Source organism: Elizabethkingia sp. YR214 (assembly GCF_003058195.1).
Taxonomy (GTDB): Bacteria; Bacteroidota; Bacteroidia; order Flavobacteriales; family Weeksellaceae; genus Elizabethkingia.
Window position 1 is genome coordinate 273,057 of the sequence record NZ_QBUH01000005.1, and the last position, 15,548, is coordinate 288,604.

Consider the following 15,548-nt stretch of genomic DNA (forward strand, 5'->3'; position numbering starts at 1 on the left):
TATAACTTCATTCGCATTTATTCTAACGCACCACAAATATCCTATCAGTGTGGTATATTAGAAATTATTTCTCAAAAAAATCAGTCTTTTTTTTAATGCAAGTAATTGCAAAACAGAAAACTTATAGTTTATATTTTCGGGGTGCAAAATTACTCATTTATAATAATTATAAAAAAAGAACTTATATTCAGGACATAATAAAAAATATACATTCCTATTTTCTGAAGTAGCTGACCCATATTTTCAAAATACATACCAAACTTTATTTAATTTTAGTAGTATTATTGAACAAATTTAAACAGCCTCATTATCACAATCTCGTTTTACCCCTGCTAGAAGTCAAAAACAAAATAAATAAAATTTAAACTATATTATTATGAATACCATAACGTATAATTATACCAAATTACAAAGGAGCTTTAACAAGGAATTGCAATAGATTAAATTCATAACGACTATTGTTTTTATAAAATAAAACTCCCTCAATTATATAATTGAGGGAACAATAATTCTTGATCAAAAAATTATTTAAAACAGATACTCTTTATAATTCTTATTATATTAAAAAAAAGATATTATCAATATTATTTTATAATTCAGGACAACTACTTTCTCTAAACTCTTTTAATAGTTTTTCAAATACTTCTTCTACTGATAAAATACTATCGATTAAAGCAGAAGACTGCCCTATTTCTAACTCTCCTTCTTCCAGATCTCCTTCAAACATTCCTTTTTTAGCTCTTGCGCGTCCTAAAACAGATCTAAGAGCATCCTGGTCTCTTCCCGATTCGTATAATTTTTCTATATCATTATAAAACTTATTTTTAATAAGCCTAACCGGAGCCAGTTCTTTTAATGTCAAATGCGTTCCACCTTCCTGTGTCTCCACAATCTTTTGTTTAAAATTATCGTGTGAGGAAGCTTCCTTGGTAGCGGCAAATCTTGAGCCTATTTGCACACCATCAGCTCCTAACAACATAGCTGCCTTTACCTGAGATCCCAAAGCAATACCACCCGCTGCAATCAAAGGTAAATCAACTTGTCTTCTAACATTAGGAATAAGAGAGAGTGTTGTTGTCTCTTCCCTTCCATTATGCCCACCAGCCTCAAATCCTTCCGCAACTACCGCATCTACACCTGCCTCCTGGCATTTTAGTGCAAATTTCACACTGCTTACCACATGCGCTACTTTTATACCTTCTTTTTTAAGAACCTCTGTATAGGTTTTAGGATTTCCCGCAGACGTAAAAACAATTTTAATTTTTTCTTCCAGAATAATATTAATAATCTCATCCAAATTAGGATAGAGCATAGGTATATTTACTCCAAATGGCTTATCTGTAGCTGCTTTACATTTAGTAATATTTTCTTTCAGAATATCCGGGTACATACTCCCCGCACCGAGCAACCCCAATCCACCACAGTTGGAAACAGCAGAAGCTAGTCTCCATCCGCTATGCCAGATCATTCCGCCTTGTATAATAGGATATTTAATATCAAAAAGTTCTTTAATTCTGTTCATAATATTTAATAATGACAATCGATTTTCAATATACGAAAATCAGCTATTTAATCTGCAAAGAGAGACATTTACTTCCTCCATTTATATTGAAATTGGCTGTAAATAAAAAACCTGTAACATTCGCTACAGGTTTTTATATTTTAGTTTATTGATCTCTTTATTTCATTAAAGATTCTCTCTTCCAGTCTGTTTTAAATTTACAGTCTTTATATCTGTTATTGATAGAAATAAAAGTATCTGGTAGTTTAGATTTAATCCACTGATCTACAATATTTCCTTTTTTCTGGTTCAGGGCTATAGACTTTATACGTTCATAGTCTGTTGTAATATCCAGCGTGTGCGCAGGTACAATCTCGTTAATTTGGATTAACTCAATTGCTTTTTTCTTATTTTGTCCTTCTTCAATTTCATAAGGCTCAGTAATATCACCTTTATTAAGACCTGCGATCTGGTAAGCATCTACAGGATCCATTTTTGTTTTCTCAAGATTATCAGAACCATCCTGACCAGTCATTACACCAGCATTAAACTTGGTAGATTTATCATCAGAATACTTTAAAGCAGCATCTTTAAATGAAATGGTACCATCAACAATCTGTGCTTTAACTTTTTGCAATTCAGCTTTAGCAGCTTTTATTTCCTCTGCATTCGGTGTACTGGCAATAAGAATATGTCTTACATCGTAGATTTTACCAGACTTTTTAATCAGCTGAATAATATGGTAACCATATTCAGTTTCTACAGGATCAGAAATCTCTCCTTCCTGAAGGTTTAGTGCTGCAGCTTCAAATGGCTTAACCATCATCCCTTTTGCAACATTATTAATAAGACCTCCATTAGAAGCCGAACCTGGGTCTTCAGAATAAATTCTTGCTTGATTTTCAAAAGATTCACCACCCTGAATGGCAGCTTTTATCTTCTTTAGCTTATCAATAATCTCCTGTTTATGAGCATCTGTTAGTTTAGGATACATGATGATTCTGCTTAGCTTAACTTCATCATTTACCTGCGGCAACTGAGTTTTATAAGTATCATAAAAAGCGGAAACTTCACTTGGTGTAATATCCACGCCTTTTGTGATCAATTTATATTTTTCACCCTGATAGTATTGCTCAGAAGAGATCTTCTCAATAGCTGCTTTAAATTCGTATGCTGTACGGTATTTATAAGCAGCAAGCATATCTTTTTCAGAAGGGAAACCAGAAAGCATTTGCTGGAATCTGTTATCCGCATCAGCTTTTAATTCTTTACTTCTGTTCTGAATAAGGGTATCTTTTTTTGCATGAAAAAGCAAAAGTTTATTGTGAATAATACTCTCTATAATTTCACATTTATCCCCTACCGGCGATCCTTGTTGTTTGGACATGTTGATGTATTCTTCAATATCAGATTCCAAAACAATCTCATTACCAATTACCGCAGCAATACCATCGACTAATTGTCCCTGTTTTAACTGAGCTTTTAGTAGTGTACCCGCAAAAGTGGTTACAAGGAAACTAAGGATAAAGAAAAAACGAAAGTTTTTTGTCATATCTATTTTTTATAATGGTGCAAAATTAGAATTCTGCCCGAATTAAACCTTATTTTTTATTATAATTATTTCTTAAAATTCTTTTGTAGTGCAGATACAAATCCGGGTTCGATTGTAATCTTTGCCTTAGATTTTAAATCTGCAAGAATCTTTTTAATTTGCTCAGATGTAACCAGTTCTTCAAGCTCACCTGATTCTTCAGCTTCTTTCTGAGCCATAACTCCCGCCGGAAGAATTTCATCGTTTGCAATAACAAGAGTTCTTCCACCTATTTTAGCAGTATAAACACCCGTTTTGAAAGGGACATTATATTTTTTGAAAACTTCCGCAGACTCTACCATCTCACCTTCATTAAAGTTCGCCAGAGGTTGTTTTTTATCGTTTGTCTTCCCTTTGTATTCTGCCTGCAATTTTTCCCAATCAGCTGGATTTTTTATTGCTTTTACAAATTTATCAACATCCGCTTCATTACCTGGGATAACAACTCTTCCTTTAGCCGCTGCTTCTTTTTTAAACTGATCTTTATGCTTATTATAATAATCAGCAGTCCATTCAGGATGAAGTGAAATTTCTTTTTTCAGATATTCCGCATAGAAAAAATTGGAATACAGATTCTTCTTAATATCATCAAGCTGATTTTTAACTTCAGGTCTGTTTTCGAATTCAACGGTATAGGCTCTCATCAGGAAATTTCTGCCCATCATATCTACCAGCTGTCCCCATTTCTTATTGTCCATTTTTTCGACATCAGCAGTATGATCTTTGATCTGGGTTTTGAAATCTCCTACAGTAAACTGTTGCCCATTGTATGTATACAACGCCTCTTTATCGTTCATCAGTTTTTTAAATTCTGCATAAGAAGCTTTTGCTTTACCTGCAGATCCGGATTCTTTGAAGCCTGGAGATTTCTTCAGTTTATCTATAAATGCATCATAAAAAGCATTTCCGTACTGAGAGTTCATCATATCCGTGAAGAAAAACTCTTTTGTATCCGGAGTTATCTGATAAGGTCTCTTTGAATAAATATTGAATATAAACCATTTATTCTCAATCAGAATAGGTGTTTTTGTATAATCACCCTCTTTAAGAGTTTTTAGTTGTGCATAAGCTTCCTCCGGTAAAACAGGAGATCCCATTACAACACCACCATTCTTTTTCTCATTATCATTACTTCCGAATTCCGCAGTAACCTCATTAAACTTTTTACCAGAAGCTAAAGCTTTATAAATTTCGGTTTTTGCTTTTTCTGCATTTGCATCATTAGGATACGATAATGTTCCGAAAATAAGATATCCTAAAGAAGGTCTTTCTCCTACAACCTTTACGAACATTACATTATCCGGAGTATCAATTAATTTCGAATAACCTCCTATAGAAAGTTTTTGTACATCAGCTTCCAGTTCAGCGCTCAATACACCAGCTTTAATATACAAAGGCTTAGCGTCTCCTTTTGCTTCTGTCTGGATTGCCTGATCCATGGTCATTTTTCCTAACCTTACATCATTATAAATCTTTTGAAAATCTTTCTTTACTCCCTCTTCTTTTTTAGCAAAGAAAACCTGAACCTGCTTTTCTTTTTGACTGGCAGCCATATAATCATTTAGGAACTTAGTTTCTAATTCCTTTGGATAATAGCTTTCTTTCTTTAATTCGTTAAGACGCGTACCAATCTGAGCTCTGAAGTTCTGCGTTGTATCCGCCTTTAGCGATCTAGAGAAATCCTGAATCAGTTTAAAATTAATATAGGAATCAATTGTTTGATCTATTCCCTGATTCTTCAGTCCCGCTTCATATTCTTTTGAAAATTTTGCAACAGGCATTGCATCATTATTAATAACAATGCTTTGTGCAAAGCCTAAATGCGCTGCAGCTATAGTTAGCAGGGAGATTAAAGATTTAGTTTTCATGTATCTGATGTAAGTATTTAATAAAACCTGAAAAACCGGTAATTAAACCAGTTCTTCAAATGTTGTTAGTTCTTTAAATTGCTTAATTCTTTCTTTAAGCATTGCAGGAGTTACAGTCTGTATTTTTTCTGTTCCGAATTGTTCTACTGTAAATGAAGCCAAAGCACTTCCCACAATAAGAGCTGTTTTCATGCTTTCGAAATCAAACTTCTCGCATTTAGCAAGATGAGCCACAAATCCTCCGGCAAAAGTATCTCCGGCTCCTGTAGGATCGAAAACATCCTCTAATAATAAAGCAGGAATAGCAAATACTTTTCCGTCTTCGAAAAGAAGAGCTCCATGCTCTCCTTTCTTAATGATTACATATTTAGGACCTAAAGCATGAATTTTTTTAGCTGCTTTTACTAAAGAATATTCTCCAGACAATTGTCTTGCCTCCTCATCATTGATCGTAATAACATCTGTTTTAGCAATAACATCCATTAGCAAATCCCATGTAAGATCCATCCAGAAATTCATTGTATCCAAAACAACTAATTTTGGACGCTCTTTCATTCTTTCCAAAACTGCCAGTTGAACTGCAGGATGCAAGTTTCCAAGCATCAATATCTCTGCATCAGCTCCACCTTCAGGAATCTTTGGATCGAAATTTTCTAATACATTTAGCTCAGTAGCCAAGGTATCGCGGGTATTCAGATCATTATGATATTTACCTGCCCAGAAAAAAGTTTTACCACCTTCAACAACTTCAACGCCATCTACATTGATATTTTTCCCCTTCATCATGTCCAGATATTCATCAGGAAAGTCGCCTCCTACAACTGAAACCAAATGTACATCAGTGTCAAGAACAGAAGCTGCCAATCCGATATAAGTTGCTGCTCCGCCTAATATTTTATCTGTTTTACCAAATGGTGTTTCGATAGCATCAAAAGCTACAGTACCTACTGAAAGAAGTTTCATTTTCTATTATTCTAAAATTTTGTTTTAATATTTTTTCTCATAAGTCTCGTATGCAATCTTTTAATGATAAATAAAACTGCAAAAAGAACTTATTTTTTTAAGCATCCGGCAAAAATAGCTATTTTATAATTATCGTTGTAAAAAAACTAATCCCATTCCTTAATAATATTCTCTAATGGTTTAGGAAAAGATTTTTGATGAGACTGTTCTACATCAACAATTACATAATTACCATTAGCACGAAGCTCCTCGAAACTCTTTTCGTCCCCTGGCTCTACCCTGCTGAATGTTATATTCAGTGTTTTATGGGTAAGCTTATGCTGTACAGTTTTTTCAATGACAATACAATCTTTTAATTCATCCGGAATTTTATCCGGAAATTCATAGAGTTTTTTCCATATAAAACTTTCATCACGCTGCCTGATCAGAAAATATTCTCCATACTTCACAAAATAATAATGCAGATCCAGTATCTCTACTTTTACTTTTTTCGATTTAACAGGTAACTCCTGTATTCGGTTTGTGGCATAAGCCAGACATTCTTCATTTACCGGACAATTTGGACAATCAGGATTCTTTGGTTTACAAACCTGAGAACCAATATCCATAACGGCCTGATTAAAATCACCCGGACGATCTTTATCTACAAATGGTAAGATCAGTTCGTAGAAATAAGAATATGCTTTAGGTGAGGCTATATCGAAATCATCGGCTAATATTCTGGAAAAAACACGATAAAAGTTACCATCTATAGCTGGCACTCTTTCTCCGTAACTAATGCTGGCAATAGCAGCTGCTGTATATTTTCCGACTCCTTTCAAATTCTGAAGACCAGCAAATGTATCAGGAAACTCTCCGTTATGTTCTTCTATAATCTGATGAGAAGCTTTATGCAGATTGAGTGCTCGGGAATAATATCCCAAGCCTTTCCAATACAACAAGACTTCGTCATTTTCGGCCTCATGTAGTTCTTTTACAGTCGGAAACCTTTTTATAAAATTGACGTAATGATTCCATCCCTGCTCAACTCTCGTCTGCTGAAGAATGATTTCTGATATCCATATATTATATGGTTTTTGGGTTTCCCGCCACGGCAAATTACGGCTGTGGAGATTATACCAGGAAAGAATTTTTCGGGTAAGTTTCAGGAAATAAGCTTTTTCTATATTATTTTTCAAAAAAATATTTTATCTTTGCAGTCCAAAAATAAAAACAAAATTCGAAAATGACAAAAGCTGAATTGGTGAACACCATCTCCAATAAACTAGGGGTAGAAAAGAATGATACGCAGAAAGTTATTGAAGCGTTTATGCAGGAAATCAAAACTTCTCTTTATAACAACGATAACGTTTATTTAAGAGGTTTTGGATCTTTTGTTATTAAAACTCGTGCTGCAAAGACTGGTAGAAACATTTCTAAGAATACAGCTATCGAAATCCCGGCACACAATATCCCTTCTTTCAAACCTTCAAAAATGTTTGCTGAGAAAGTAAAAACTAAAGTGAAAGTAGAAAATAAATAATTGTTATTAATAAAAATTTTTAAACTATGCCTAGCGGAAAAAAAAGAAAGAGACACAAGGTAGCGACTCACAAGAGAAAAAAAAGAAGAAGATTAAATAGACACAAAAAGAAAAAATAATCTTTTTTAGTTTTTTAATAAAATATAATATAGTTAGTGTTTTATTTATTATCTTCACTAGCTATATTTTTATTTTATAAACGGTTAGTCATAACCATATTTTATGAAGAAAGAACTGATTATTTCACATGAAGATGACACCTCTAAAATAGCCCTGCTGGAAGATGGTCGTTTGTTCGAACTACATCAGGAAGAACAGAACAATCAGTTTGTAGTAGGTGATCTTTTTCTGGGTAAAATAAAAAAACTCGCTCCCAATTTAAATGCAGCTTTCGTAAGTATAGGTTACGAAAAGGATGCTTTTTTGCATTATCTGGATTTGGGACCACAGATTCTTTCCTATCAGAAATTTGTAAAAGATACTATTTCTAAAAAACAACAGAACTCCAGTCTGAAAAACTTTGCCGTACAAAAGGAAATTCCCAAAGACGGTACTATAGACAAAGTTTTAGCGGCCGGAGACAGTGTACTTTTACAAATCACTAAAGAGCCAATTTCTACCAAAGGTCCGCGGATTTCTACACAGATTTCCTTAACCGGACGTTTTCTGGTACTAATTCCATTCGACAACAAAGTTTCTATTTCCAAAAAGATTAAAAACAATCAGGAAAAAGAGCGTCTGAAGATGCTTATTGAAAGCATAAGACCGGAAGGTTTCGGAGTTATAATCCGTACCGTTGCTGAAGGAAAAAAAGTAGCAGAACTGCATAATGATATGAACCAGCTAATTACCAAATGGGAAAGCTGTTTCAAAAACATTCAGAAAAATAAAGTTCCGTCTAAAGTTCTGAGCGAAGAAGACAAAGCTTCTGCTATACTTCGGGACAACTTTAATCAGGACTTCGTAAATATCATATGCGATGATGAGCAAATGGTAAACGATATGAAAAACTATTTGGAGGTTATAGCTCCGGAAAGTAAAAATATTGTTCAGCTTTATGATTCTCACATCCCACTTCTGGAATACTATAATGTTGAAAAGCAGCTAAAACAGTCCTTTGGCAAACATGTAAACATCCCAAGCTCAAAAGGTGCTTACCTGGTTGTTGAACATACTGAAGCTTTACACGTTATAGATGTTAATTCAGGAAACAATATTTCTGCCAGTCAGACCAATAAGCTTCACGCACTAAACGTGAATAAAATGGCGGCTACAGAAATTGCCCGACAGCTTAGACTACGGGATATGGGTGGTATTATCGTTATAGATTTTATTGACATGACGGATCCTGAGCACAGAAAAGAACTCTTTGAACATCTGAAGGAAGAAATGAAGCGGGACAAAGCAAGACACAAAATCCTTCCACCAAGTAAATTTGGACTGATACAAATTACAAGACAGCGTGTCCGCCCTGAAAAACAGATCGAAACTAAAGAGGAAAACCCTAACAAAGATGGCGAAATTGTAGCCCCTATTGTTACTGTAGAAAAGATGGAAGAAGCAATCCGCAGCTTCCTGACTAATGAAAAAGGAAGATTGTACTTACATGTACATCCCTTTGTAGAAGCTTATCTTACCAAAGGTGTAATGAGCATACAGAACAAGTGGTTTTTACGCTATAAGAAATGGGTTACTGTTATCCCTCGCGATTCCTTTAAATATTTGGAATACGCCTTATACAATTCGAAAAAGAAAGAGTTAATGAGTGACTCTAATTAAAAAAATACAAAGCTCCGGAATTCCGGAGCTTTTTTTTATGCTCTTTATTTTCAGCAATTTCCTATCTTCGGCATACTAAAAACTTAATAAACATGACACAATCAATCAGAAGAGCCATTACAAGCTCTTTTCTGCTATTATTTTGCTTTGGGCTGCTACAGGCTCAGGAAATCAAGGTACTTACCTACAATATCTACCATGGCGAAAAAAACTATGAAAGAGGAGAAAGCAATCTCGAAGCTATTGCAGCTGTTATCAACGAATACAAACCCGATTTTGTTGCCATGCAGGAAGTAGACAGCATGACTGTAAGAACTGCAGCATTTAATAATGGTATACGCAAAGATCTGGTACAGGAATTGGCAAAATTAACAGGAATGTACGGGCACTTTGGAAAAGCAATGAATTACGATAATGGTGGTTATGGTGAGGGTATTCTATCCCGATTTCCGGACAAGCCCACTGTTTATCAGCTTCCCATTCCTAAAGGAGGAGAAGAAAGGGCTCTAATTACTATACAACATACTTTCCCAAATGGTCAAAAAATTATTTTCGGAGGTACTCATTTATGCCATGAATTTGAAGAAAACCGTATAGCACAAGCCAAACAAGTTGCTTCTATTGCTACAACTAAGGGTATTCCCACAGTTATACTCGGTGATTTCAATATCACTCCGGATAGCAAACCTTACAAAGCAATTACAGCAAAAATGAATGATGCAGCCATATTGCATGGTAATCCTCATCTTACGTTTCCTTATCATAAGCCTAAATACAGACTAGATTATATTTTCCTAAATAAAAATAGCAAGTGGAAAGTAAAAGATGTAAAAGTTATTAAAAATGATGCTTCAGACCATATGCCGGTTCTGGTGACTCTAAGCCTGAACTAATTTTATAAAAAAAGGCCGGAGTAATCTCCGGCCTTAATATGATTAATAATCATTATTCTATTTCTGTTCAGGATTCTGACCTTCATCTTTTTTATCCTGAGACTTATCCCTCATATCATCGAAATTCTTTTTATCCTGAGTTTTTTGTTCAATGATCTTAACGATTTCTTTCTCTTCAGATTTACCTTTCAGGTAGCTTGGAAGATTTAGTCCGGCCATATTGAAAAGATCATTCAATGGTGGTACAGATTTCATCATACCCGATACAAAGTTTGCTGTAGAGGTATTTCCGTTTTCATTGTTACCATTACCATCCCATACAGTAACTTTATCAATCTTAATACCTTTAACGGCTTCAACCTGCGTTTTAACCAATTCAGGTAATTTCTCCAGGATCAATAACTGGAATGCACTATTTGTATCACCACCTGCTGCTCTAACAACCTGATCATAACCTTCAGCCTGCTTTGTTAAGATTTCATATAAACCTTTTGCCTCAGCATCCATTTTTGCAAAGATAGCATCGGCTTCTCCTTTTGCCTGAAGTCTGATTTTTTCTGCCTGAGCCTCTGCCTCAATAATCGCTTTTTGTTTGGCAATTTCTGCAGGTACAACAATATTAGCATTTTGTGTAGAACGCTCTCTTTCCGCACGGGCAGCTTCTGCTTTCTGTTCTGCAACATAAGATTCTTCCAAAGCTTTTGCCGCTTGTACTTTTTCTGCAGCTGTAGCCAGTTTTAAAGCTTCCGCTTCTCTTTCTCTTCTTTCCGCATCTGAATTTGCAATAGTAATTTTAGCCTCATTTTCTCCTCTTACAGCCAGGGAGTTAGCCATTGAGGTCGAAATCCTCGCATCTCTTTCTGCTTCAGCTTTACCAATCGCCTGGTCTTTATCTGCCGCTGCAATACTTACCTCTTTATCTTTACTTGTAATCGCAATTTTCACATCACGGTCTCTGTTATATTCAGCAATCTGAATATCTTTCTGACGATCTGCATCTGCTTTACCAGTTTCTCCCATTTTTTCCTGCTCAGCAACACTCACTTTAGCTTCGTTTATTGCTTTTGCAGCAGCTTCTTTACCAAGAGCCTCGATATAACCGGATTCGTCTTTAATATCCGTAATGTTTACGTTGATTAATTTCAGACCAATCTTCTTTAATTCGGTATCTACATTATTCGAGATATTCTCCAATAACTTATCTCTGTCCGAGTTAATTTCCTCAATTGTCATCATTGCAATAACCAAACGAAGCTGACCAAAAAGAATATCTTTAGACAATTCCTGAATTTGTTCAGGCGAAAGCCCCAACAATCTTTCTGCAGCATTCCCCATACTCTCAGGTTCTGTACTGATAGCGATTGTAAAACGACATGGAACATCCACACGGATATTCTGACGTGAAAGAGCGTTTGTAAGGTTAGCCTCAATAGACATAGGTTTTAGATCCAGGTATGCAAAATCCTGAATTACCGGCCAGATAAATGCACCACCTCCATGAATACATCTTGCAGATTTGCCCCCTGTTCTTCCGTAAATGACTAAAATTTTGTCCGAAGGACAACGCTTATAGCGTGAAATAAGCGCAATAAATGTAACAAAGAGTACAACTACTGCTACAATAACCAATGTAAATTCTCCCAACATACTTTTAATTTAATTTCTTAACGATTAATATTTTGTCTTTAATTTTTTCAACGATAACGGAAGTACCAGAAGTCAGCCTATCACCTCCCTCTGTCATAGCATCCAGCTCGTGGTGAGCACCTTTTACACTAATCTGCACCTTTCCTTTTCCATTCATATTTTCAGGAATAGGAATATAAACCTGCCCGCTGGCATTTACCAGATTTTCTATATTGAAGGTATTATCTTCCGAAAGCTTCATAATCTGCTGAATCATCAGAAAGAAAAGGTATACAAAAAGACAACCAACTAGTGTCGCCAAAATTATCAATACAAACCTATTTCCTATTGTATTGTAAAAAACGGCTCCTGTCCAGCCGAATCCCAGCATAAAGTTGATAAGATTACGGAATGAGAAAAACTGAAATGGCGCATCTACATGATCCAGATCCCCACTGAAATCAGCATTAATTCCGTCGGCATCATGTCCGCCAACAAAAGTCATAATTGATTGTATGACAAATATTGCACTACTAATCAGCGCTACATACCAAAAACCTTTCTCCAAAGGTTCCAATCCGTTTAAAAATTCAAGCATATTAATGTTTTTTCAGTGTTTCCAACAAATATAATATTTTCTGTGGATTAATTTTAGTAAATTCAACTAACAAAATTCAGCAACTTCTGTTTTTATGTTTACCGAACACCTGCACACAGCCTGGCTTTTTATTGAAAAATGGTATTGGGTACCACTTACAATAGCCAACATCGTTATTATTGTTACTATACTCATAGAAAACAGAAATCCGCCAAAAACCCTGGCATGGATTATGATCATCGTTTTTGTACCGGTCATCGGCATTATCCTTTACTTTTTTTTCGGCAGAGATTTCCAGCGGGAAAAATATTTTAAGAAAATAGATAAAAAGCAAAGGCAATATATTCTGGACCAATGGAAAAACCTGAACGATTCTATACAGCAAAACATGTTGGATATAGAAAATGAAATCGGTGACCTAGCGCAGGTTTATCAGTTTCTGAACAAAACCAGAATTTCTCCACCCAGCTTCTATAATGAAACTGAGCTGCTGATAAATGGTGAAGAAAAATTCCCTAAATTTATAGAGGCAATACGTAGTGCAAAGGACCATATTCATCTGGAATACTATATTTTTGAAGAAGATGACATAGGCAATGAGATTATAGAATTGCTTATTCAGAAAGCTCAGCAAGGTGTAACAGTAAGGATGATTATTGATGATTTTGGTTCCCCCACACTGGCAAAACATTACAAGCGCTTCGAGAATACAGGCATCGAATTTCAGATTTTCCTGCCTGTACATTTCACCTCACTGGCAAACTCTAACTTCCGTAATCACCGAAAAATACTGATTGTAGATGCCAGCATTGCATTTGTAGGCGGAATCAATATCAGTGATAAATACATAAACCATCCCGATACTGACAAGCTTTACTGGCGCGATGCTTCGGTAATGATAAAAGGAGCTTCGGTAAATATTTTGCAGCTGCGTTTCTGGCTCAGCTGGATGATGACTGACGGGGCTCCATATGCATTGGAAGACCCAAGGTATTATTGTGATTGGTATGCACATACACAAGGCAGCAGCATCGTAAGTTTTGCAGTAACAGCGCCTGGTGATGAAATACAGTCGGCGATGGAATCTTTAATATTAGGGATTACACTTGCCAAAAAGAAAGTACAGATTTGTACACCTTATTTTATTCCTACTGATTCTTTTAAAACAGCCTTATCCATTGCTGTATCCAAAGGCATTGAAGTAGAAATGATGATTCCAAAAGAAGGCGATTCTTTTATTGTACAAAACGCATCACTTTCGTTTATGAAACCTCTGTTAAAACGGGGAATAAAACTTTATCTGTACGAAAAAGGCTTTCTCCATGCTAAAACAGTGAATATAGATGATGCTCTTGCTTATGTAGGAACTGTAAATCTGGACAACAGAAGCTTTCTGATCAACTTTGAAATCAATGCTATTGTACACGATCATGAGGTACTGAAAAAGCTTGATCAGCAGTTTGAGGAAGACAAAAAAGTTTCATCCCTTATGACAATTGAAATGTGGAACAAAACTTCTGTTTTCAAAAGAGGACTTGCCTCCGTATGCAGATTACTGGCTCCGCTACTATAGTACTAATGGACAATGAGTAATATTCAATACGTAATAACTAAGCCATACTGTTTCTGTTGCTGCAATCCAGAAAAGTTTTCCCGTTACGCTATTTTTATTTAACTTTATACAACAGAAGATACAGGATGAAAAGATTGTCGAATATTATAGAAAGATTTGCAAAAACAGAATTAGACGGGACAGTTTCCCATCAGCTATATTCACCTCCTTATCGCCCTCTACTTTCAACAGACCAGATTATGGCATTGGACCCTAAACTGGCCGCTGTAAATATTCTTTTATATCCGAAAGAAAACCAATGGTACTTCCCTCTAATGGTAAGAAGTGTTAATCAGCATGACCGCCATAGCGGACAGATAAGCCTGCCTGGCGGAAAATATGAAGAATCCGATGGCAACTTTGAAACTACAGCCAAGCGGGAAACTTTTGAGGAACTTGGTATTGTTATGGAAAGCATGACAATTATTAAAACCCTTACTCCTATTTATGTTCCGCCAAGTAATTTTTATGTCCATGCATATGTGTCGTGGGTAGCCAAAAAGCCTAAATTCCTCCTTCAAGAATCTGAAGCACAGGAACTTATAGAAATGCCAGTAAGCTCACTTTTCAATTTACCGGACAAACCGGAGATGAAAATACTGGCTTCTACAAGAGGAACAGAAGTCCCTGTAATTGACTACAATGGCTATATTATTTGGGGAGCAACATCAATGATTTTGTCAGAATTTAGAGACTTAATGAAAAAAGTTTAATTTTGCACTTTACTATGAAACCCGACTAACCATTCCGGGTTTTTGTATGATTTGCATAAAAATGGCAAAGAAAAATATATTTACCGATGCTTTTGGCAATGTTTATTTTCTAAAAAGATTCATCATCTTCGTACTCGGTATGGTCTCATACCGTCGTTTTAACGGCTTCAACAAATTAAAAATAAGTGGTTCTGAAAATCTGGTAGACCTGCCTAAAACAAATGTACTATTTGTATCGAATCACCAAACCTATTTCGCCGATGTTGCAGCAATGTACCACGTTTTTTGCAGCGTGAACAATGGCTATATCAATACAATTAAAAATCCGGTTTACCTGCTAAACCCTAAGATTGATTTCTACTATGTAGCTGCTGAAGAAACCATGAACAATGGTATCCTGGCAAGAATCTTTAAACTTGCGGGTGCTGTAACCGTTAAAAGAACCTGGAGAGCTGAAGGAAAAGCGGTAAACAGAATGGTAGACCTTAGCGAAGTAGAAAATATCATGAAAGCTTTGGATAATGGCTGGGTTGTTACCTTCCCACAAGGGACTACTTCTGCATTTGCACAGGGAAGAAAAGGTACCGCAAAGTTGATTAAAAATCAAAGACCTATCGTTATTCCTATTAAAATTAATGGTTTCCGCAGGGCTTTTGATAAAAAAGGCTTAAAAATAAAAGTAACAGGTATAGAACCAACCTTACAATTTAAACCTGCACTGGATATAGATTATGATAATGACAGTGCTGCTGATATCCTGAGCAAAATCATGCATGCTATTGAGCAGACTCCGGAACACAATGTTCTCCATGAATACGATCAGGAAATTGTTGCTAAAAAGAATGCCGAAAAGCAGCAAAACAAAAATGAAGGTGAATAAAA

The 15,548-nt window shown here is 35.6% G+C and carries 13 protein-coding genes; 6 read left to right on the forward strand and 7 right to left on the reverse strand.

All coding sequences use genetic code 11. The annotated features are described in order from the left end of the window. Positions 1-589 precede the first annotated feature (589 nt). The 5 genes from C8J95_RS12035 to mutY form a co-directional block, all read right to left on the reverse strand. Entirely contained in the window at positions 590-1,522 is a 933-nt protein-coding gene (locus C8J95_RS12035) for a nitronate monooxygenase family protein (RefSeq protein WP_185124602.1), read from the reverse strand. A 157-nt stretch (positions 1,523-1,679) separates the two neighbouring features. Further along, positions 1,680-3,053 carry a peptidylprolyl isomerase gene (locus C8J95_RS12040; RefSeq protein WP_107808549.1) on the reverse strand — a complete coding sequence of 458 codons (1,374 nt, stop codon included), beginning with the start codon at positions 3,051-3,053 and terminating at the stop codon, positions 1,680-1,682. Positions 3,054-3,118: 65 nt separating this feature from the next. After that, positions 3,119-4,960 (reverse strand): peptidyl-prolyl cis-trans isomerase, encoded by a 1,842-nt coding sequence (locus C8J95_RS12045; RefSeq protein WP_107808550.1) that lies wholly within the window; start codon positions 4,958-4,960, stop codon positions 3,119-3,121. A 42-nt stretch (positions 4,961-5,002) separates the two neighbouring features. Beyond that, a complete protein-coding gene (locus C8J95_RS12050) occupies positions 5,003-5,923 on the reverse strand; it encodes a PfkB family carbohydrate kinase (protein WP_107808551.1) in 921 nt (306 codons plus the stop codon). A 146-nt stretch (positions 5,924-6,069) separates the two neighbouring features. Then, positions 6,070-7,101: an A/G-specific adenine glycosylase gene (mutY, locus tag C8J95_RS12055; RefSeq protein ID WP_107808552.1), complete on the reverse strand. Its 1,032-nt coding sequence runs from the start codon at positions 7,099-7,101 to the stop codon at positions 6,070-6,072. Positions 7,102-7,148: 47 nt separating this feature from the next. On the opposite strand from mutY, the gene C8J95_RS12060 reads away from it, so the two are divergent. The 3 genes from C8J95_RS12060 to C8J95_RS12070 all read left to right on the forward strand — a co-directional run bounded on the left by C8J95_RS12060 (position 7,149) and on the right by C8J95_RS12070 (position 10,117). Next, positions 7,149-7,445 carry an HU family DNA-binding protein gene (locus tag C8J95_RS12060; protein ID WP_009085358.1) on the forward strand — a complete coding sequence of 99 codons (297 nt, stop codon included), beginning with the start codon at positions 7,149-7,151 and terminating at the stop codon, positions 7,443-7,445. Between the two features lie 222 nt (positions 7,446-7,667). Further along, complete coding sequence (locus C8J95_RS12065) at positions 7,668-9,224, forward strand: ribonuclease E/G (RefSeq protein WP_045180483.1); 1,557 nt, start codon at positions 7,668-7,670, stop codon at positions 9,222-9,224. A 92-nt stretch (positions 9,225-9,316) separates the two neighbouring features. Continuing rightward, on the forward strand, positions 9,317-10,117 hold the full coding sequence (locus tag C8J95_RS12070; RefSeq protein ID WP_107808553.1) for an endonuclease/exonuclease/phosphatase family protein: 801 nt from the start codon (positions 9,317-9,319) through the stop codon (positions 10,115-10,117). 57 nt (positions 10,118-10,174) lie between these two features. Here the strand turns inward: C8J95_RS12070 and C8J95_RS12075 are convergent, their stop codons facing one another. Beyond that, positions 10,175-11,764, reverse strand: coding sequence for a flotillin family protein (locus C8J95_RS12075; protein ID WP_107808554.1), 1,590 nt, complete (start codon positions 11,762-11,764; stop codon positions 10,175-10,177). A 4-nt stretch (positions 11,765-11,768) separates the two neighbouring features. Beyond that, positions 11,769-12,341, reverse strand: coding sequence for an NfeD family protein (locus tag C8J95_RS12080; RefSeq protein WP_107808555.1), 573 nt, complete (start codon positions 12,339-12,341; stop codon positions 11,769-11,771). Between the two features lie 94 nt (positions 12,342-12,435). Between C8J95_RS12080 and cls the strand changes: the two genes are divergently transcribed. From cls to C8J95_RS12095, 3 genes are all read left to right on the forward strand, one after another. Further along, positions 12,436-13,914: a cardiolipin synthase gene (cls, locus tag C8J95_RS12085; RefSeq protein ID WP_107808556.1), complete on the forward strand. Its 1,479-nt coding sequence runs from the start codon at positions 12,436-12,438 to the stop codon at positions 13,912-13,914. 125 nt (positions 13,915-14,039) lie between these two features. Then, entirely contained in the window at positions 14,040-14,666 is a 627-nt protein-coding gene (locus tag C8J95_RS12090; RefSeq protein WP_107808557.1) for a CoA pyrophosphatase, read from the forward strand. A 61-nt stretch (positions 14,667-14,727) separates the two neighbouring features. Then, on the forward strand, positions 14,728-15,546 hold the full coding sequence (locus C8J95_RS12095; protein WP_059324085.1) for a 1-acyl-sn-glycerol-3-phosphate acyltransferase: 819 nt from the start codon (positions 14,728-14,730) through the stop codon (positions 15,544-15,546). Positions 15,547-15,548: the final 2 nt, after the last annotated feature.